Below are 19,108 nucleotides of genomic sequence, written 5' to 3'. Positions count from 1 at the left end.
AGTAGGTAAACTCGCCGGATGTGTGTTATACTTTGAGGTAATAAGTAGAGTTGCCGGAGGTGTCTGAAGTATGGCAAAGAAAAAGCATGTGGCCAAGACGAAAAAGCGCAACGTCATCACGGTCGAAATGGATGCCACGTTCTTTTTCGAAAGAGCCGTCCAGTCTTTGGACCGTCACCGTTACGATAAGGCGTTGAAATACTTCCGGCGGGCCGTCGAGTTCGAACCGGATAATCCGGTCAACCATTGCAACCTGGCCGGCGTATTGTCGGAAACGGGCGATTATGAGGAATCGAACCGGATTCTGCAGCATATTGTCGAACAAATCGATCCGTCCATGACGGAATGTTATTTTTATATGGCAAACAATTACGCCAACATGGAAAACTACGAAGCGGCCGAAGAGGCGCTCGTTTATTATTTGGAACACGATCCGAACGGCCAGTATCTGGACGAAGCGGAGGAAATGATGGACCTGCTCGGATATGAGCTGGAACGGCCGACGAAGCTCACCTCGATCAAAAGCAGGGAAGGGCTGTTTGAGCATGACCGGGCGCGTACGCTGCTGGAAGAAGGCAAATTTTCCGAGGCGGTGCGCATTCTCGAGAAGCTGGTAAAAAAGTCGCCGGACTTTATGGCCGCCCGCAACAATCTCGCGCTTGCCTATTATTATATGGGCTTGTTTGACAAAGCGATGACGTCGATCCATCAAGTGTTGGAGCTGGAGCCCGGGAATTTGCACGCCTTGTGCAACCTCGCCATTTTTCACCAGCATAGCGGCAACCGGGAGGAGCTCGGCGAACTGCTCGTAAGCTTGCGGAAAACGTATCCGATGCACCATGATCACATCTTTAAGCTGGCGACGACAATGGGCATACTATCCGAGCACGAAACCGCCCACCGGTTGTTCCGGCGTCTGCTCAAATCCGGCGAGTCCGGTCTTGATCCTTGTCTTTATCACTACACCGCGGTGGCGGCTTATAATATCGGCAAATACGCCGAAGCGGAGAAGCTGTGGCGGACCGTCGAGAAGCTCGATCCGGGTACGGATATTCCCCGGTATTACTTGACTCAGTTGAGGGATGCGGAAGCAGGGAACAAGAAACCGATCGGTTATCATTACCATCTTCCGTTCGAAGAGCAGTTTCGCGTGCTGGAGACAGCGACGGACGGCATTCCCGATCATCTGAAGCGGGACCCGCTGGTGCGATCTTCGTTTTTCTGGGCGCTGCGGCATGGAGACGTGGAGACGAAGCTCCAAGTCATTCAGGCGTTCGGCATTATTGCCGACAGCGAGGTGGAGGACGCGCTTCGCGAATTTTTGCTCGATCCGGAGGAAGACGAATATTTAAAGAAGGTCGCTATCTTCGTGCTGCGCAGCATGCGCGCGAAGGAGCCGATCTACGTCAATCTGGACGGCCGGGAGACGCCGTTGCAGTCTTCCCCCTGGTCGCCGCATCTGCCGGTGTGGAAGGACAAGTGGCAGGAGGTCATGGAAGCCGCCCTCCGAAAAATGGATAAACGGTACGACATGATTCAACAGCACGACTTGGAGACGCTATGGGTAGAGTTTCTGACCCGGGTGTACCCGGACGCTCCCCGAATCAGCAAAGTGGAAGGCTGGGCCGCCGCGCTGGAATATTTGACGGCCAAAATGCACCGCAGAGCGATCTCTTACCATGAAGTCGCGATCCGTTACGGCGTATCCGTCACCACCGTAAGCAAAAACGTCAAAGTGATTGACGTCGCCTGCGGCCTTAAAGAAAAAATGGACGCGATCTTTCCGAAGTTGACCAGCTCGGAGCCGTTCTGATCCAACCCCTATACAGCCAATCACAAGCAGGAAGCGAAGGAGGAGAATAAGCATGTACAAAACGATTGTAATCGGCACAGGTCCTGCGGGACTTACAGCCGCTATCTATTTGGCTCGGGCCAACCTGAATCCGCTCGTTATCGAAGGACCGGAACCGGGCGGACAGCTGACCACGACGACGGAAGTAGAAAATTTCCCGGGCTTTCCGGAAGGCATCATGGGTCCTGAGCTGATGGATAATATGCGCAAGCAGGCCGAACGGTTCGGCGCGCAATTCCGCACCGGCTGGGTGAACGAGGTCGACATGTCGAACCGTCCGTTCAAGCTGAAGATCGAAGGCGGCGAGGAGCTTGTTGCCGAGACGCTTATTATATCCACCGGAGCATCGGCTAAGCTGCTCGGCATTCCTAACGAGAAGGAAAGCATGGGACGCGGCGTCAGCACCTGCGCCACCTGCGACGGATTTTTCTTCCGCGGCAAAAAGATTATCGTGGTCGGCGGCGGAGACTCCGCGATGGAAGAAGCGAACTTCCTGACCCGCTTCGCTACCGAAGTACGCATCGTGCATCGCCGCGACGAGCTTCGCGCTTCGAAAATCATGCAGGACCGCGCCCGCGAAAACCCGAAGATTACTTGGAGCTTGAACAAGGCTCCGGTCGAAGTCGTGTCGGGCGACAAGGGAGTTACGGGCCTCAAAGTGAAAGACAGCACGACCGGAGTGGAAGAGATCATCGAGACGGACGGTATCTTCGTAGCGATCGGGCATACGCCGAATACGCGCTTCCTGAACGGACAGCTGAACACCGACGAGATCGGCTATCTGCTCGTTACTCCAGGAACGTCCGAGACCAACGTGCCCGGCGTGTTCGCTTGCGGAGACGTGCAGGATCACAAGTACCGCCAAGCGATTACGGCAGCGGGCAGCGGCTGTATGGCGGCGCTCGATTGCGAGAAGTTTCTGGAAGGAAACGCGGTTCACGACTGGAGCAAGTCGCTGTAATTGGACAACGAATCGTAGGGAGAACCCGGGTTCTCCCTTTTCCTTTTCCAATAGTTGCACGGGTGCGGAGACGGACTTTTCCGCCCTTTTGGAGCCTCCCGCTTTACTTGACCTAATAGGTGGGTTGGCTTATAGTTGGAACAGTAGAATACAATTTCGGTTGAGGTGACATTGGGAATGTCGGAGAAGATTTATGTCGGAGTGGATTTGGGCGGCACCAATATTAAGGTGGGCATTTGCGACGAGCAAGGTAAGCTGCTTCACACTTATGAAGGCCCTACTGGAGCAGAAGACGGTCCCGAAGCGGTGCTTGACCGTATCGCGCAATATGTAAAGAAGATCGTGTCCGACTCGACCTACCAGTGGGAACAGGTGGCCGGCGTTGGAGCTGGAATTGCCGGATTTATCGATTTGGCAAACGGAGTCGTCCTGTTCGCACCGAACTTGAAATGGAAAGACGTTGCCGTGAAGAGCGAGCTGGAATCGCGACTTGGGCTTCCGGTAGCGCTCGACAATGACGCAAACGTGGCGGCGCTCGGAGAAGCTTGGAGCGGAGCGGGCGCAGGCCTCAAACATATCGTTGCTTTTACGCTTGGAACGGGCGTAGGCGGCGGCATTATTATCGACGGCCGGATCTATCAAGGCTTCCGGGGAATGGCCGGGGAGCTGGGTCACATTAAGGTCGTTCCCGACCTCGAAGCGATCCAGTGCGGATGCGGCCAGTTGGGCTGCGTGGAAACGGTTTCGTCTGCTACGGGCATCGTCCGAATGGCCAAGGATGCAGTCGGCCGCGGCGAAGCGACTTCGCTATCGCTGAATGAAACGATCTCGGCGAAGGACGTATTCGATGCGGCCAAAGACGGGGATGAAGTGGCGATCCGCATCGTGAAGCGGGCAGCGTATTATTTGGGCAAAGCGATGGCGGCTGTGGCGGTTGTATTGAATCCGCAAAGGTTTGTCATTGGCGGCGGCGTATCCAAAGCCGGCGATATTTTGTTCGATGAGATCCGCAAAGTGTACGTTCAGAACGTTCCTGATGTGTTCGCTCAAGGTGTTGATATCGTTCCGGCTACGCTCGGAAACGACGCGGGTGTTGTGGGAGCGGCCGGATTAAATTTGAAGTAAGCCTCATACAGTAATAGAGCGAGTTCAAAAAGTCCGGTTTTCAGCACCGAGAAGATGGGATGAAGCCAGGAAATGGGCTTTATGAACAACCTCTAATAGAGAGAATAGAGTGTCCGCAGCGCCCGGCGGTTCTCTCAAGCGATGGGAGGGGAAACGTATGGAGGACATGGCGAACGTTGCAAGACTAGTCATCATTACGGGTATGTCGGGAGCGGGGAAAACGATCGCGGTGCAAAGTCTGGAAGACCTTGGCTTTTTCTGCGTAGACAATTTGCCTCCCGTACTCATCCCGAAGTTCGCGGAGTTGATCGACCAGTCCAAGGGACGGATCGGCAAAGTGGCCCTCGTCATCGACCTGCGCGGACGCGAATTTTTCACCTCGTTATCCGAATCGCTGCGCACGATCAAGGAAAACTATACGATTACGTACGAAATCTTGTTCCTGGACGCTACCGATTCGACGCTCGTCCAGCGTTACAAGGAAAGCCGCCGCCGTCATCCGCTCGCTCCGGACGGACTTCCGCTGGACGGCATCCATCTCGAGCGTAAGCTGCTTGAAGAGCTCAAAGGCATGGCCAATCAAGTGATCGATACGAGCAGTCTGAAGCCGGCCGAGTTGAAGGAACGGATTATTTCCCGATTTACGAGCATGGGCAAAGGAAGCATCTCGGTTAACGTGATTTCCTTCGGATTCAAGTACGGAATCCCGATTGACGCCGACCTTATTTTCGACGTCCGTTTTTTGCCGAATCCGCATTATGTGGAACACCTGAGACCGAACACCGGCCTTGATCCGGACGTCTACGATTATGTGATGAAATGGAGCGAGACGCAGGAGTTTCTGACGAAACTGATCGATTTGCTCCAATTTCTCATCCCGCAGTATGCGAAGGAAGGCAAAAGTCAGGTTGTTGTCGGGATCGGCTGTACGGGAGGCAAGCACCGTTCGGTGGCGATCGCCGAATACTTGGGCAAGATGCTCGGCAGCAGCGAAACCGAAGTGACGCGGATCAGTCATCGGGACGCGGATCGGGATCGCCGTCCCGAGGTGAGCCGATGAGCGAAAATGTGCAGGAGGGCAGCCTTCCCCGGATTGTCGTCATTGGCGGCGGTACCGGTCTGTCCGTCATGCTCCGGGGACTGAAGGAGAAGCCTCTCGATATTACTGCTATCGTCACGGTGGCGGACGATGGGGGCAGCTCCGGCGTGCTTCGCAACGAGCTGCAAATCCCGCCTCCAGGCGATATTCGCAACGTGCTGATCGCCCTGGCCGACGTAGAGCCGCTGCTGTCGAAGCTGCTTCAGCACCGGTTCTCGAGCGGAGCGGGCCTCGCCGGGCACAGTCTGGGCAATCTGATGCTGGCCGCGATGAAGGATATTACCGGCGATTTCGTAACCGGAGTCAAGGAGCTCAGCCGGGTGCTTGCTGTCCGGGGCCGCGTGCTGCCGGCAAGCGATCACCAGATCATCCTGAAGGCCGAGATGAAGGACGGGGCGATTATTGAAGGCGAGTCGAATATTCCGAACGCCGGAGGAAAAATTAATCGGGTATTCATCGAACCGGCGGACGTTTCTCCGCTCGAAGAAGCGGTGGAGGCGATCCGTGAGGCGGACGCGATTCTGGTCGGCCCGGGAAGCTTGTATACGAGCATTTTGCCGAATCTGCTCGTCCCTAAGCTGGCGGAAGAGATTATGCGTTCCGAGGCGGTCAAAATCTTTGTCTGCAACGTGATGACACAGCCCGGTGAAACCGACGATTTTACGGTCAGCGACCATTTGCAGGCCGTATACGATCATGTGGGACACCATCTGTTCGACTATGTCATCGTGAATAATGGAGAAATTCCGCCGCAAGTTCAGAGCAAGTATGCGGAGAAAGGCGCGAAAGCGGTACACCTCGATATGGAGGAAGTGACCCGACGGGGTTACAAGGTGATCGCCGACCGGCTTGTTCTGTTCCGGACTTACTTGCGCCATGACGCGGCGAGGCTGAGCCACCATATTTTTCAACTGGTGGAAAGCTGGATGGTGCGAAAGAGGTGACAAGGGATGTCTTTTGCGGCGCAAACGAAAAAAGAGCTGACCATGGTTGAGGCCGAGGAGTGCTGTGAGAAAGCGGAAATGGCAGCACTCATCCGGATGAACGGGACCGTCCAGCTGACGAACCAGCGCATCGTGCTTGACATCTCCACTGAAAATGCGGCCATCGCCCGGCGTATTTATATGCTGATCAAGAAAAATTTCAACCTTCATACCGAGTTGCTCGTCCGCAAAAAGATGAGACTCAAAAAAAACAACGTATATATCGTCCGAGTGCCGAATCAGGTTCAGGAAGTGCTTGGCAGCCTCCGCATCGTATCCGAAGGGTTTCAGTTTACCCCGGGGATCGACCGGCGGATCGTGCGCGGCAACTGCTGCAAGCGAGCGTATTTGCGGGGGGCCTTCATGGCCGGAGGTTCGGTCAACAATCCCGAGGGTTCCTCGTATCACCTCGAGATAGCCTCGATGTACGAGGAGCACTGCCACGCCTTGTGTCAGCTGGCCAACAAGTTTCACTTGAACGCGCGCTGCATCGAACGGAAAAAAGGGTACGTGTTTTATATGAAGGAAGGCGAGAAAATCATCCAGTTTTTGAATCTGATCGGCGCGCATCAGGCGCTGCTGCGATTCGAAGACGTCCGCATCATGAAGGATATGCGCAACTCGGTCAACCGGATCGTCAACTGCGAGACGGCCAACTTGAACAAGACGATTGGGGCAGCCGTCAGACAAATCGAGAATATCCGGTATTTGAAGAAAGAGCTGGGTCTTGAGAATTTGCCGGAGAAACTGAGGGAAGTGGCGGAGGTTCGTCTGCTTCACCCGGATATGAATCTGAAGGAAGTCGGGGAGCTGCTGAAGGGCAGTGTCAGCAAGTCCGGAGTGAATCACAGACTCCGCAAGCTGGACGAACTCGCCGAAAAAATGAGAAATTCCTGAACAGTTTGAAATCATGGGGAACTTTCCTTTAACTGTTCGGTAATAAATGATATAATATGTCAATAACGAATTTCAACGGAACGTTGATCATAAGATGTAGGGGGTATCGGTTACATGACCAGACGTCCAGCAGTCGTACGACTGAGAACGGGATTGCACGCAAGACCGGCGGCATTGTTTGTCCAAGAAGCGAACAAGTTTTCGTCGGAAATTTTCGTCGAGAAGGACGATAAGAAAGTAAATGCCAAAAGCATTATGGGCATTATGAGCCTGGCCATCAGCTCCGGCACGGAAGTACACATCAGCGCGGAAGGTTCGGACGCAGAACAGGCTGTAACCGCTTTAGTCGCCCTGGTCGGCAAAGAAGAGCTGGAGAACCAATAAGACGTTCTCCCCGGGCCGTAAACCGGCCCGCCGCTTCATACGGAGTATCCGAAAGCTTCCTTTTATCGAGGAGGCTTTTTTGGCGTTTCGGCGGCAAATAAACCTTGAAAATTACGTGCAACCTTTCTCCCTGCATCGCGTCTAAATGTACAGACAACCTATATTATACATAGAAAGAGTGGAGAGAGAAGTTGAACAGGAGAGGTTTGCGCAAGTGGATGGGGCTTGCTTTGCTGTGCGTGCTTATGGCGGCGGCTGTCGTTCCGGTATCCGGAGCGGGGGGAGTATCTACGACCACGATGAACATCTGGCTGCACTTGGATGAGCCGGTCGCTTACGTCGATTCGGCCAAGGTGGATCTGGACACGCCGGGGGTCTTGAAAGACGGCAATATGCGGTTTGTGCCGATTAAGTTTTTGGGCGAGAAGATGGGGTTTGAAGTGAAATGGAACGACAAGTCGCACCGGGTGGAAGTGAAGACGTCCCGGGCGGTCATCGAGCTGGACTCGGTGAACAAGTCGGTATTTATTAATGGGGTTTACTTGCCGTTCGACTCCGTCGCCCGGATGTTCAACGACAAGCTGATGGTGAAGGAAAGCTGGCTGATGGACTTTTTTGGAGCCAAGTACACGTTTAATGCCGAGCAGAAACGGCTGGAGATCACGTATGTCAAACGGCCGCCGTCGATCGTCGACAAAGACGGGAACTCCCGTCCGGTCGCCAGGTTTACATTCGGGAAGCCCGTGTACAAAATCGGTGAGCCGATCCAGTATATCGACCTGAGCTACGATCCGGACGCCGAAGGGCTCGTGTACGAGTGGGCGGGCAAGGAGGAAGCTTTCTTCTCGTCAGGCAAACATCTGATCACGCTGAAGGTCAAGGACGGGAAAGGGCTCGTCAGCGAGACGTACTCCCGCTACATTCAGATCAGCTCGGAAGTGATGTACAAGTCTCCGATGGACTACAAACTTCACGTCTACCCGCTTCAGACGCTCGTACCGACGAACTGGACGGAAGTGTACGCGTACTTCAACGATTTGCCGGCCTTCGAGAAGAAGGTGACCGAAGACCGCTCGCGCAAGCTGCTCGTCAGCGACAGCCCGGAGACGTTCGAGGACAAGGGCATTCTGTATGCGGACAAGGTACAGGGCAAAGCGCGATTGTATGCGGATCACATTAACGGCTCGGACGAGACCGTGCAGTTCGTCATTATGGCCACGAATCCGGGCACGAAGCCGGTCAAAATCAAGACGACCAACAAAGGAGAAGTGTATCCGTCGATTTATGCGAATCTGATCGGCCATGAGGCATCGGTCGAGTTTCTGCTCGCCGATCCGACAAGCCGGGAGCTGGAAGTGCCGCCGGGACAATCCCGCGTGTACGTGCAAATGCCGGAATTCCTGCCGGGGCAAGGCGTTAACGTCATATACGATGTGGAAACCGACGGTCTGATCGAATTTTCCTTCATGGCGATCGATTCCAGCATCGAGTCTCCGACCTCCACGTATCCGCTGCTGTACAAGCAGTTGCCGGGCGATGGGCACATCCGGGGGACGTTCCCGGTAACCGAAAAACGTTGGGATATCGATGCAAGCGCCTTTACGAAGCCGACCCGGCTGATCTTTGGCGACAACGACTACGACGAGTGGCAGAAGGGAATCGACCCGACGCTGAATGCGGAGGTGACCGATGACGGTAACTACGGAGTCGTCTACAAAATCCATTCGGACAAGCCGCGGAAGATGGCGATTTTGCTGCAGGCGCGGGGAGGCCCGTTCAAGGGCCCGCTCAAAATCAACGGCGAATTCGTACTGGCGCCGCCGTCCGGTGTCATTACGGCGTTCGAAAGCGTGCAAATTCTCGCCAGAACGACAGGCGAAGAGCCATCGCTCGATATCGAATTTACGCCGCCGGCCGGTTCGGCATTCCCGATGAACCTGATCTTTTATCCGCTCGATTAATCGAACAATAGCCTGGAGCTTAAACGGCTCCCGGCTTTTTTTTGGTAGGCAGGCACTGAACAATATAAGAGTCTTTAGAGCCCTCTATTTTCGGCATATGAGGGAAACAGCGACGAATAAAGGTGGTTCGTGAGGCTGTCGATTCAATGTGGACAACCAAGTGGAAAGGGAAAAGATTAGCTTCTGGCGAGTTTTGTCTGGAATCCCCTACCTTACAATCCTTATTCAATCAAGGGATTCCGGACAACCTGTTTGAGCAGAAGAAGGTAACTTTTCACTTGGAACGGTCTGCTAACACTTCTACACAATGAATCGACAGTCTCGTTCGTACCCCTTATTTCAACCAACTAGTGGGGGCTGCACTCTTTTCGCGGATATTAGCAGCTACAAATCGCTCTTAAGTCTTCGTCGGAGCGGGTTTCGGACAAAATAAAGGGTGCGAACCGCTCTTATGGGCGCTTCCAGCTCATTCCAGTCTATAAAAAAAGAGTTCGCCAAACCGGTCCGGTTCAGCGAGCTCTTTTCTGGGTTAGTGAAGTATGGAATGGTTAAATCTTGGAGACGACTTTATCGATGATGCCGTACTGGGCGGCTTCTTCCGCGCTCATGAAATAGTCGCGGTCGGTATCCTTGTCGATCCGCTCGAGCGGTTGGCCCGTACGTTCGGACAAGATGCCGTTCAGCTTCTCGCGCAGCTTGATGATGCGCTTCGCGCGGATCTCGATATCGCTGGCCTGGCCTTCGGCCCCGCCGAGCGGCTGGTGAATCATCACTTCGCTGTTCGGCAGCGCGTAGCGCTTGCCCTTGGCGCCTGCAGCGAGCAGGAACGCGCCCATCGAAGCGGCCATGCCGACGCAGATCGTGGATACGTCCGGTTTAATAAATTGCATCGTATCGAATATCGCCATACCGGCCGTAATCGAACCGCCGGGGCTGTTGATGTACAGGCTTATGTCTTTATCCGGGTCTTGCGCCGTCAGAAACAGCATCTGGGCGATAATCGCATTGGCGATTGCGTCGTTTACGGGCGTGCCGAGGAAGATGATCCGGTCCTTGAGCAGACGGGAATAAATATCGTACCCGCGTTCACCGCGTGCGTCCTGTTCGACTACCATAGGGATAAAACTCATAGCTAAAGCCTCCTTAATTGAACGGATCGTCCACTCGGGGTGGAAACTACCTCTATCATAACGGAAAACGGCCCAAAGGTCAAGAAAGGTCAAATCAATTAAAACGATGTTTATTCCGGCTGCTTTTCCAGTATAGCCACCGGTTTGGCAGTTTATAAGGCCAAGCGCACCGGATACTCCAAGGATCGACGGAAGGAATAGCACGATCCATAAATAGGGCTGGAGACGAGAGTGAAACCTTGGACTGAAGCGGGCAGGCCGAATTGTGAAATTAGCCCTATAATGCAAAAAAACGTCCAAAGGACGTCTGTCGGTGTCATATATGGCGCGCTCGCAAGGAATCGAACCTTGATCTCAGGCTCCGGAGGCCTACGTCATATCCATTGGACCACGAGCGCATATTGTTGTTTGCGTCATAACTGTTTTTCGGACGCAAAGGTTATTATAGGACATCGATAAAAAAAAAGCAAGCTGTTTCTTTTGAGGGAATTTTAACCCCTACTGTTTCGACAAAAGATGCGAACAAATGTCGCCTTGCATTTTCAGAAAAAGATGCATATAATAAAGTGGAAGTTGCGGGACGGAAAATGAAAGTGCGGGACGAAAAATGTCCCGAAAACAAAATCCCGCTAGCTGCAATCCGATTCGGGAGTGTGTCCGCGATCCATGAGGCAGATTTTGGATATTCAAAAGAGGCTGTTGCCGGATTTGACGGACGTCTTGAAGAAACGCTACACCATCTTGCATCATATTTCGACGACGGGAGTTGTGGGCCGTCGCGCTTTGGCCACCCATCTGGAGCTAAGCGAACGGGTGCTGCGGGGCGAGGTCGATTTTCTGCGCGAGCAAGGATTGCTCGAGACGGAATCGTCCGGGATGAAGCTCAGCGACTCGGGCAGACAGCTGCTGGAGGATATGGAGCCGATCGTTAAGGAGCTGCTCGGGTTGTCCGATCTGGAGGAGACGCTGCGGACGCGGTTTTCGCTGCGCCAGGTTGTGATCGTACCCGGAGATTCGGATGTATCCGAACTGACGAAGAAGGAAGTGGGCCGGGCCGGAGCGGCCGCGCTGCGGAGATACGCATCGAAAAACGATGTCGTGGCCGTAGCAGGCGGATCTACGCTTGCGGAAGTGGCGAACTTTTTGACCCCGTCGGTTCAGATGAAAGGCAGCATGTTCGTGCCCGCAAGAGGCGGTTTGGGCGAAAGCGTCGAGCTGCAGGCGAACTCGATCGCTTCGACAATGGCGAAGAAAGCAGGCGGACAATACCGGCTGCTGCACGTGCCCGATCATTTAGGCGAGGAAGCCTATGTATCTCTCATGCAGGATCCGAACATACTGGAAATCGTCGAGGTTATTCGCAGTGCGCGTATCGTCGTTCACGGAATCGGCGACGCGATGGTGATGGCGCGGCGGAGGAAGGTAGACTTCCAGACGATTCAAGAGCTGACGGCGGAAGGCGCGCTGGCGGAAGCGTTCGGTTATTACTTCGATCGCGAAGGCCATGTCGTGCACAAGATGCAGACGGTCGGCCTGCGGCTGGAGGACATTCAGGAGACGGAAGTCGTCATCGCGGTAGCCGGGGGCAAGAGCAAGGGTGAAGCGATCGCGGCGGTTATGAAGTTCGGGCACGAGGATGTGCTCGTAACGGACGAAGCGGCGGCCACCGAGCTGCTGAAGTACGTATAGGCCAGGTTATCTTGACAAGTCCTACAGGCTTGTCTTGACATACAAGATTCCATTTCTCTCGAGGAGGACTTTTCAATGGTTAAAGTAGGGATTAACGGATTTGGACGTATCGGACGGAACGTATTTCGGGCAGCGCTGAACAACGAGAATGTAGAAATCGTAGCGATTAACGACCTGACGGACGTCAGCACGCTGGCGCACCTGCTCAAATACGACACGACGCATGGCCGCCTGAACGCTACAGTAGAAGCAGGCGAAGGCGCGTTGTTCGTAAACGGTAAAGAAATCAAAGTATTCGCCGAGCGCGATCCCGGGAACCTGCCTTGGGCTTCCGTAGGCGTAGAAATCGTCGTTGAATCGACCGGTATCTTCACGGCGAAAGAAAAAGCCGAGCTTCACCTGAAAGGCGGCGCGAAGAAAGTTATTATCTCCGCACCTGCCAGCAACGAAGACATCACGATCGTTATGGGCGTTAACGACGACCAATACGATCCTACCAAGCATACGATCATCTCCAACGCTTCTTGTACGACGAACTGCCTGGCGCCTTTCGCCAAAGTATTGAACGACAAGTTCGGCATCGTTAAAGGCATGATGACGACCGTTCACTCGTACACGAACGACCAGCAAGTGCTTGACCTGCCGCATAAAGACCTGCGTCGTGCGCGTGCAGCAGCCGAGAACATCATTCCTTCTTCGACGGGCGCAGCGAAAGCCGTATCCCTCGTATTGCCTGAGCTGAAAGGCAAGCTGAACGGTATGGCATTCCGCGTACCGACTCCGAACGTATCCGTAACGGATCTCGTAGCCGAGCTGAAAGTTAACGTGACGGTTGACGACGTAAATGCAGCTCTGAAAGAAGCGGCTAACGGACCGCTTAAAGGGATCATGGTTTATACCGAAGAGCCGCTTGTATCGAGCGACTTCAACGGCGATCCGGCTTCCTCGACGATCGACGCGCTGTCGACGATGGTCGTAGGCGACAACCTCGTGAAAGTCGTATCCTGGTACGACAACGAGTGGGGCTACTCCAACCGCGTCGTAGACCTGGCTCACTTCATCGCCAGCAAAGGACTGTAATATCGAATAACCGCGCTACAGGCGGGACGCTCTCGTACGTTCCGCCCGCGTAAGAAGGCAAGGGAAGGGGAGAAGCGATTCTCCTCTTTCCCTGTGTGTGCCTCCTTGTTTGACGGTAGACACTTTACAAGAGGGGGAGTTCCCATGAATAAGAAAAGCGTTCGGGACGTTCAGACGGCCGGCAAGAAAGTATTCGTCCGCGTCGACTTCAACGTACCGCTGGAAAACGGCCAAATTACCGACGATACCCGGATCCGCGAGACGCTGCCGACGATTCGCTTCCTGACGGAACAAGGCGCGAAGGTCATCCTCGCGAGCCATCTGGGACGTCCAAAGGGACAGGTCGTCGAGGAGATGAGACTGACTCCGGTAGCGGCACGTCTGTCGGAACTTCTCGGCAAGCCGGTGGTCAAAGCCGACGAAGCGATCGGCGAAACGGTCAAGGCGCAAATCGCCAGCCTGAATGATGGCGATGTACTGCTGCTCGAGAACGTACGTTTCTACGAAGGCGAAGAGAAAAACGACCCGGAGCTGGCAAAAGCGTTTGCCGAGCTGGCCGAGCTGTACGTAAACGACGCTTTCGGCGCCGCTCACCGCGCTCATGCGTCCACCGAAGGGATCGCGCATCATTTGCCGGCCGTATCGGGACTGCTGATGGAGAAAGAGCTGGAAGTTCTGGGCAAAGCGCTGAACAACCCGGACCGTCCGTTCACGGCGATCGTCGGGGGCTCCAAAGTCAAAGACAAAATCGGCGTGATCGAACATCTGCTCGGTATTGCCGATAACTTGCTCATCGGCGGAGGCTTGTCGTACACGTTCCTGAAAGCTCAAGGCTACGAAATCGGCAAATCGCTCGTCGACAACGAGAAGCTCGACCTGGCTCTGGGCTTCCTGAAAAAAGCGAAGGAAAAAGGCTGCAATCTGATGCTGCCGGTCGATATCGTGATCGGAGACGATTTCAGCAATAACGCCAACACCCGCGTCGTACCGATCAACGAAATTCCGGCGGACTGGGAAGGCTTCGACATCGGACCGAAAACCCGCGAGCTGTACGCGGACGTCATCGCCAAATCGAAGCTGGTCGTCTGGAACGGACCGATGGGCGTATTCGAACTGAATCCGTACCTGAACGGAACCAAAGCGGTCGCGGAAGCTTGTGCGGTTACGCAAGGCTACACCGTTATCGGCGGCGGCGATTCCGCTGCGGCAGCCGAGAAGTTCCACCTGGCGGACAAGATGGACCACATCTCCACCGGCGGCGGCGCATCGCTTGAATTTATGGAAGGCAAGGCGCTTCCGGGCGTCGTTGCACTGAACGACAAGTAAGAACGGCGTTACGCTTTTCATATACACATTCGCGCATCACGATGGACATAGCATGTAGTTTTACCAAGGGGACGTCCCCACTTTACATTCGAGAGGAGCGTTCGAAAATCCGATGAGAACTTCGATTATTGCAGGCAACTGGAAAATGTTCAAAACGGTCGGCGAAGCGACTGCGTTCATTCAGGAAGTGAAAGGCAAAGCGGAAGTGGACGGCGTGGAAAGCGTCATTTGCGCGCCTTATACGAGCTTGCCGGCTTTGGTGGAAGCGGTGAAAGGAACGTCGCTCAAAGTCGGAGCGCAAAACCTTCACTGGGAAGACAGCGGCGCGTTCACAGGCGAGATCAGCGGCGCCATGCTGAAAGATCTGGGCGTCGACTACGTCATCATCGGCCACTCCGAGCGCCGGGCTTATTTCGCCGAGACGGATGAGAACGTCAATAAAAAAGTCCATGCGGCGTTCAAACACGGACTTCTGCCGATCGTATGCGTCGGGGAGAGCCTCGAAGAGCGTGAAGCAGGCAAGACGAAAGACGTCTGCCGCGTACAGACGGAAGCGGCTCTGCAGGGCCTCAGCGCGGAGCAGGCGTCGCAAGTCGTTGTAGCCTATGAGCCGATCTGGGCGATCGGAACGGGCAAAACGTCGACGGCTGAAGACGCGGCTGACGTGATCGGCTACATCCGTGAAAGAATCTCGGCGGTGTTCGGCGGCGAAGTCGCGGGCAAAGTGCGGATTCAATACGGCGGCAGCGTCAAACCGAACAATATCCGCGAATTTATGCAAAAAGAAGATATCGACGGCGCACTCGTAGGCGGCGCCAGCCTGGAGCCGGCTTCTTATGTCCAGCTCGTCGAGGGGGCGCGCTAAGATGGCCAGACCGAAACCGGTTGCGCTGATCATTCTGGACGGCTTCGGCTTGCGGGAGCAAACCGCAGGCAACGCCGTAGCGCAGGCTAAGAAGCCGAATTACGACCGTTACATGGCGACCTATCCGAATACGACGCTGACCGCCTGCGGCGAAGCCGTAGGGCTTCCTGAAGGGCAGATGGGCAACTCCGAGGTCGGTCATCTGAATATCGGCGCAGGCCGTATCGTGTATCAGGATTTGACCCGGATCTCCAAGTCGATCCGTGAAGGCGAGTTTTTCGAGAACGAGACGATTATCGGTGCGGTTCGTCATGCGAAGGAGCAAGGAAAGAAGCTTCATCTGTACGGACTGCTGTCTGACGGCGGGGTGCACAGCCATATCGAGCACCTGCTTGCGCTGATTGACCTCGCGAAGAAAGAAGGCTTGGACAACGTCTATATCCACGCGTTTCTCGACGGTCGCGACGTGGCTCCGGACAGCGCCAAAGGCTACATCGAGCGGGTACAAGCTCACATCGCCAAAGTCGGTATCGGCCAGATCGCCACAGTACAAGGCCGTTATTACGCGATGGACCGCGACAAGCGCTGGGAGCGGACCGAGAAGTCTTACCGCGCGATGGTGTACGGAGAAGGACCTCAGTATACCGATCCTTTGCAGGCGGTCGCCGAATCGTACGAGAAGTCGGTTTATGACGAGTTCGTCATGCCGACGGTCATTACGGATGCGGCAGGCAAGCCGGCCGGACTGGTCGAATCGGGCGATGCGGTCGTGTTCTTCAATTTCCGCCCGGACCGTGCCATCCAGTTGTCCCAAGTGTTCACGAACAGCGACTTCCGCGGCTTCGACCGGGGCGACCGGGCCCCTCAGGACTTGTATTTCGTTTGTTTAACGTTATTCAGTGAAACCGTAGGCGGCTTTGTTGCGTACAAACCGAAAGACCTCGATAACACGCTGGGCGAGGTGCTCGTGCAAAACGGCTTGAAGCAGCTCCGGATCGCCGAGACGGAGAAATACCCGCACGTGACGTTTTTCTTCAGCGGCGGCCGTGACGTCGAGCTTCCGGGCGAGACCCGGATCTTGATCAATTCGCCGAAGGTAGCGACGTACGATCTGCAGCCGGAGATGAGCGCTTATGAAGTGGCGGCTGCGGCTGTGAAAGAGATCGAAGCCGAGAACCATGATGCGATCATCCTGAACTTTGCCAACCCGGATATGGTCGGCCATTCCGGCATGCTGGAGCCTACGATCAAGGCGGTCGAAGCGACGGACGATTGTCTCGGCCAAGTGGTCGAGGCGGTGCTTGCCAAAGGCGGAGTCGCGATCATTACAGCGGACCATGGCAACGCGGATATGGTATTTGACGAGAACGGCCGTCCGTTCACCGCACATACGACGAATCCGGTGCCTTTCATTGTGACCGACAAATCTGTTACACTAAGAAGCGACGGCATCCTGGCGGATATCGCCCCGACGATACTTGAGCTGCTGCAGGTGGCGAAGCCGGAGCAGATGACCGGACGATCGATGCTGAGCAAGTAATTCGGGCAAGAGCGGTTTCAGGTAAACATTCGCGGGACCGGACTTCTCTTGGAAGTCCCGGCCTCGCGTTTATACGGTCTGCTTCTGTTTCACCGGCAGGCTACATACTTTATCTAAGTGAAGGAGTGTCTACGAACCATGACTATTATTTCCGACGTTTACGCACGCGAAGTGCTCGATTCCCGCGGCAATCCGACCGTTGAGGTGGAAGTATACCTCGAATCCGGTGCAAAAGGACATGCGATCGTTCCGTCCGGCGCTTCGACAGGCGCTTACGAAGCTGTAGAGCTTCGCGACGGCGACAAAGGCCGTTACCTGGGCAAAGGCGTTCTGAAAGCTGTAGACAACGTGAACACGCTCATCGCTCCGGAGCTGATCGGTCTGGACGCTTTGGACCAAGTAGCGATTGACAATAAAATGATCGCGCTGGACGGCACGCCGAACAAGGCGAAGCTGGGCGCTAACGCGATTTTGGCCGTATCGATGGCGGTAGCCCGCGCTGCAGCCGACGCTTTGAACGTGCCTTTGTACACGTACCTGGGCGGATTCAACGCGAAGCAGCTTCCGGTTCCGATGATGAACATCATCAACGGCGGAGCTCATGCGGACAACAACGTAGACGTTCAAGAGTTCATGGTTCTGCCTGTAGGCGCTGCGTCCTTCAAAGAAGGATTGCGCTGGGGAACGGAAATTTTCCATAGCCTGAAAAGCGTTCTGAAGGAAAAAGGCTTGAACACCGCTGTAGGCGACGAAGGCGGCTTCGCTCCAAACCTGAGCTCCAACGAAGAAGCGATCCAAACGATCATTACAGCAATCGAGCGCGCAGGCTACAAGCCGGGCGTTGACGTCTTCCTCGGCATGGACGTTGCTTCCACCGAGTTCTACAAAGACGGCAAATACCACCTCGAAGGCGAAGGCAAATCGTACACGCCGGAAGAGTTCGTTAACTTCCTGGCCGGCTGGGCTGAGAAATATCCGATCGTGACGATCGAAGACGGCTGCGCTGAAGACGACTGGGCCGGCTGGAAGCTGCTGACCGAGAAGCTGGGCGGCAAAGTTCAGCTTGTGGGCGACGATTTGTTCGTCACGAACACCGAGCGTCTGTCCCGTGGTATCGAAGAAAATATCGGCAACTCGATCCTTGTCAAAGTCAACCAAATCGGTACGCTGACGGAAACGTTCGACGCGATCGAAATGGCGAAACGCGCAGGATACACGGCTGTTATCTCGCACCGTTCCGGTGAAAGCGAAGACAGCACGATCGCCGACATCGCGGTTGCAACGAATGCAGGCCAGATCAAAACGGGCGCGCCTTCCCGTACGGACCGCGTTGCGAAGTACAACCAGCTGCTCCGCATCGAAGATCAGCTTGGCACGACGGCTCGTTATCTGGGACGCCAATCGTTCTACAACCTGAAAAACTTCAAATAAAAAGCTTTCCGCACTGCGGAATACTTGTAAGGTCAGCAGATTTACAGGGTAACTCTCGGAAAGTAGGGGATCCGGATGAGTCGGTGGATGACAACGATACTGTTTTTGGTGGGGTCAGCCATACTGACGGGGTGGATCCCCTACTCTTCTTTTTTTCGAAATGTCGATACGATGGTACATGAGCTCGGTCATGCGGTCGCTACGCTGGTATTGTCCGGCCAGGTGCTGTACATCGAGCTGTATGCCAATCATGCGGGCGTGACGTATTCGTACATCGAGCAAGGGTGGAAGACGATACCGCTCGGGCTTGCGGGGTATGTAACCGCGTCGCTGTTCGCTGTCTTTTTGTTCAATTGCTACAGGAAAGGGAAGCTGGGGCTTGGTTTTGTGGCGATGTCGCTGCTGGCCGTTCTGTCGCTCGCCTTTTTCGTCAACAATACGTTCGGCGTCCTATGGCTGATCGGGTTTATCGTGGTGAATGGGATCGCTATGTTCGTACCGTTCCCGTTTCTGCGCAAGTTTTACTATTTGCTCGTCTCGTTTATCTGTCTCGAGGAATCGGTCATGGGGCCGATCAACTTGATCTACATGTCGGTCATCGATCCGAGCCGGGCTGGAGATGCAAGCGGATTAAGCCGTTCGACGGGACTGCCCGCGATGTTGTGGGCGATTGTGTTCCTGATTTTTTCACTGCTGTGCGCCAGAAAAGCGATCGCCGATTTTATGGCGGTTAACCGTGCCCGCAAAACGCCGACTCCCCGCTGGGAAAGCCAGGTTTGATCAGA

At 54.8% G+C, this 19,108-nt stretch carries 16 protein-coding genes and 1 tRNA gene; 15 read left to right on the top strand and 2 right to left on the bottom strand.

The window, feature by feature from the left end; translation table 11 throughout:
• The first annotated feature begins 70 nt into the window (after nucleotides 1–70).
• The 8 genes from AC3Y2E_RS17830 (at nucleotide 71) to AC3Y2E_RS17795 (ending at nucleotide 9,262) form a co-directional block, all read left to right on the top strand.
• Complete coding sequence (locus AC3Y2E_RS17830) at nucleotides 71–1,813, top strand: tetratricopeptide repeat protein (protein WP_379212670.1); 1,743 nt, start codon at nucleotides 71–73, stop codon at nucleotides 1,811–1,813.
• A gap of 52 nt (nucleotides 1,814–1,865) precedes the next feature.
• A complete protein-coding gene (gene trxB, locus AC3Y2E_RS17825; protein WP_379212668.1) occupies nucleotides 1,866–2,813 on the top strand; it encodes a thioredoxin-disulfide reductase in 948 nt (315 codons plus the stop codon).
• A gap of 177 nt (nucleotides 2,814–2,990) precedes the next feature.
• Nucleotides 2,991–3,938 (top strand): ROK family glucokinase, encoded by a 948-nt coding sequence (locus AC3Y2E_RS17820; RefSeq protein ID WP_379212666.1) that lies wholly within the window; start codon nucleotides 2,991–2,993, stop codon nucleotides 3,936–3,938.
• A gap of 157 nt (nucleotides 3,939–4,095) precedes the next feature.
• Nucleotides 4,096–4,998 carry an RNase adapter RapZ gene (gene rapZ, locus AC3Y2E_RS17815; RefSeq protein ID WP_190930282.1) on the top strand — a complete coding sequence of 301 codons (903 nt, stop codon included), beginning with the start codon at nucleotides 4,096–4,098 and terminating at the stop codon, nucleotides 4,996–4,998.
• Nucleotides 4,995–5,981 (top strand): gluconeogenesis factor YvcK family protein, encoded by a 987-nt coding sequence (locus AC3Y2E_RS17810; protein WP_379212663.1) that lies wholly within the window; start codon nucleotides 4,995–4,997, stop codon nucleotides 5,979–5,981. Before rapZ ends, AC3Y2E_RS17810 begins: the two co-directional genes overlap by 4 nt.
• Before the next feature lie 6 nt (nucleotides 5,982–5,987).
• Nucleotides 5,988–6,917, top strand: coding sequence for a DNA-binding protein WhiA (gene whiA, locus AC3Y2E_RS17805; RefSeq protein ID WP_379212661.1), 930 nt, complete (start codon nucleotides 5,988–5,990; stop codon nucleotides 6,915–6,917).
• 114 nt (nucleotides 6,918–7,031) lie between these two features.
• On the top strand, nucleotides 7,032–7,301 hold the full coding sequence (locus AC3Y2E_RS17800; RefSeq protein WP_110842828.1) for an HPr family phosphocarrier protein: 270 nt from the start codon (nucleotides 7,032–7,034) through the stop codon (nucleotides 7,299–7,301).
• A gap of 191 nt (nucleotides 7,302–7,492) precedes the next feature.
• Entirely contained in the window at nucleotides 7,493–9,262 is a 1,770-nt protein-coding gene (locus tag AC3Y2E_RS17795; protein WP_379212659.1) for a stalk domain-containing protein, read from the top strand.
• Nucleotides 9,263–9,810: 548 nt separating this feature from the next.
• On the opposite strand, the gene clpP is transcribed toward AC3Y2E_RS17795, so the two are convergent.
• Together clpP and AC3Y2E_RS17785 are read right to left on the bottom strand one after the other, a co-directional pair.
• Nucleotides 9,811–10,392, bottom strand: coding sequence for an ATP-dependent Clp endopeptidase proteolytic subunit ClpP (gene clpP, locus AC3Y2E_RS17790; RefSeq protein ID WP_379212657.1), 582 nt, complete (start codon nucleotides 10,390–10,392; stop codon nucleotides 9,811–9,813).
• A 323-nt stretch (nucleotides 10,393–10,715) separates the two neighbouring features.
• Nucleotides 10,716–10,790 (bottom strand) — tRNA-Arg (locus AC3Y2E_RS17785).
• A gap of 268 nt (nucleotides 10,791–11,058) precedes the next feature.
• Between AC3Y2E_RS17785 and AC3Y2E_RS17780 the strand changes: the two genes are divergently transcribed.
• The 7 genes from AC3Y2E_RS17780 (at nucleotide 11,059) to AC3Y2E_RS17750 (ending at nucleotide 19,103) form a co-directional block, all read left to right on the top strand.
• Nucleotides 11,059–12,081, top strand: coding sequence for a sugar-binding transcriptional regulator (locus AC3Y2E_RS17780; protein WP_332075325.1), 1,023 nt, complete (start codon nucleotides 11,059–11,061; stop codon nucleotides 12,079–12,081).
• A gap of 75 nt (nucleotides 12,082–12,156) precedes the next feature.
• Complete coding sequence (gene gap / locus AC3Y2E_RS17775) at nucleotides 12,157–13,161, top strand: type I glyceraldehyde-3-phosphate dehydrogenase (protein WP_379212655.1); 1,005 nt, start codon at nucleotides 12,157–12,159, stop codon at nucleotides 13,159–13,161.
• A 144-nt stretch (nucleotides 13,162–13,305) separates the two neighbouring features.
• Nucleotides 13,306–14,487 (top strand): phosphoglycerate kinase, encoded by a 1,182-nt coding sequence (locus tag AC3Y2E_RS17770; protein WP_379212653.1) that lies wholly within the window; start codon nucleotides 13,306–13,308, stop codon nucleotides 14,485–14,487.
• 112 nt (nucleotides 14,488–14,599) lie between these two features.
• Entirely contained in the window at nucleotides 14,600–15,352 is a 753-nt protein-coding gene (gene tpiA / locus AC3Y2E_RS17765) for a triose-phosphate isomerase (protein WP_379212651.1), read from the top strand.
• 1 nt (nucleotide 15,353) lies between these two features.
• On the top strand, nucleotides 15,354–16,892 hold the full coding sequence (gene gpmI / locus AC3Y2E_RS17760; protein WP_379212649.1) for a 2,3-bisphosphoglycerate-independent phosphoglycerate mutase: 1,539 nt from the start codon (nucleotides 15,354–15,356) through the stop codon (nucleotides 16,890–16,892).
• Between the two features lie 138 nt (nucleotides 16,893–17,030).
• Nucleotides 17,031–18,323 carry a phosphopyruvate hydratase gene (gene eno, locus AC3Y2E_RS17755; RefSeq protein ID WP_379212647.1) on the top strand — a complete coding sequence of 431 codons (1,293 nt, stop codon included), beginning with the start codon at nucleotides 17,031–17,033 and terminating at the stop codon, nucleotides 18,321–18,323.
• Between the two features lie 87 nt (nucleotides 18,324–18,410).
• Nucleotides 18,411–19,103 (top strand): M50 family metallopeptidase, encoded by a 693-nt coding sequence (locus tag AC3Y2E_RS17750; protein ID WP_379212645.1) that lies wholly within the window; start codon nucleotides 18,411–18,413, stop codon nucleotides 19,101–19,103.
• Nucleotides 19,104–19,108 lie beyond the last annotated feature (5 nt).

The sequence above is a fragment of the Paenibacillus sp. MAH-35 genome, assembly GCF_058135425.1.
This window is presented reverse-complemented; position numbering and strand designations above follow the sequence as displayed.

Coding starts and splice junctions, on each gene's coding strand:
- AC3Y2E_RS17750 (WP_379212645.1), top strand. CDS start 18,411: ATGACAACGATACTGTTTTTGGTGGGGTCAGCCATACTGACGGGGTGG.
- tpiA (WP_379212651.1), top strand. CDS start 14,600: ATGAGAACTTCGATTATTGCAGGCAACTGGAAAATGTTCAAAACGGTC.
- gpmI (WP_379212649.1), top strand. CDS start 15,354: ATGGCCAGACCGAAACCGGTTGCGCTGATCATTCTGGACGGCTTCGGC.
- rapZ (WP_190930282.1), top strand. CDS start 4,096: ATGGAGGACATGGCGAACGTTGCAAGACTAGTCATCATTACGGGTATG.
- whiA (WP_379212661.1), top strand. CDS start 5,988: ATGTCTTTTGCGGCGCAAACGAAAAAAGAGCTGACCATGGTTGAGGCC.
- clpP (WP_379212657.1), bottom strand. CDS start 10,392: ATGAGTTTTATCCCTATGGTAGTCGAACAGGACGCACGCGGTGAACGC.
- AC3Y2E_RS17770 (WP_379212653.1), top strand. CDS start 13,306: ATGAATAAGAAAAGCGTTCGGGACGTTCAGACGGCCGGCAAGAAAGTA.
- AC3Y2E_RS17800 (WP_110842828.1), top strand. CDS start 7,032: ATGACCAGACGTCCAGCAGTCGTACGACTGAGAACGGGATTGCACGCA.
- AC3Y2E_RS17820 (WP_379212666.1), top strand. CDS start 2,991: ATGTCGGAGAAGATTTATGTCGGAGTGGATTTGGGCGGCACCAATATT.
- trxB (WP_379212668.1), top strand. CDS start 1,866: ATGTACAAAACGATTGTAATCGGCACAGGTCCTGCGGGACTTACAGCC.
- AC3Y2E_RS17830 (WP_379212670.1), top strand. CDS start 71: ATGGCAAAGAAAAAGCATGTGGCCAAGACGAAAAAGCGCAACGTCATC.
- AC3Y2E_RS17780 (WP_332075325.1), top strand. CDS start 11,059: ATGAGGCAGATTTTGGATATTCAAAAGAGGCTGTTGCCGGATTTGACG.
- eno (WP_379212647.1), top strand. CDS start 17,031: ATGACTATTATTTCCGACGTTTACGCACGCGAAGTGCTCGATTCCCGC.
- gap (WP_379212655.1), top strand. CDS start 12,157: ATGGTTAAAGTAGGGATTAACGGATTTGGACGTATCGGACGGAACGTA.
- AC3Y2E_RS17810 (WP_379212663.1), top strand. CDS start 4,995: ATGAGCGAAAATGTGCAGGAGGGCAGCCTTCCCCGGATTGTCGTCATT.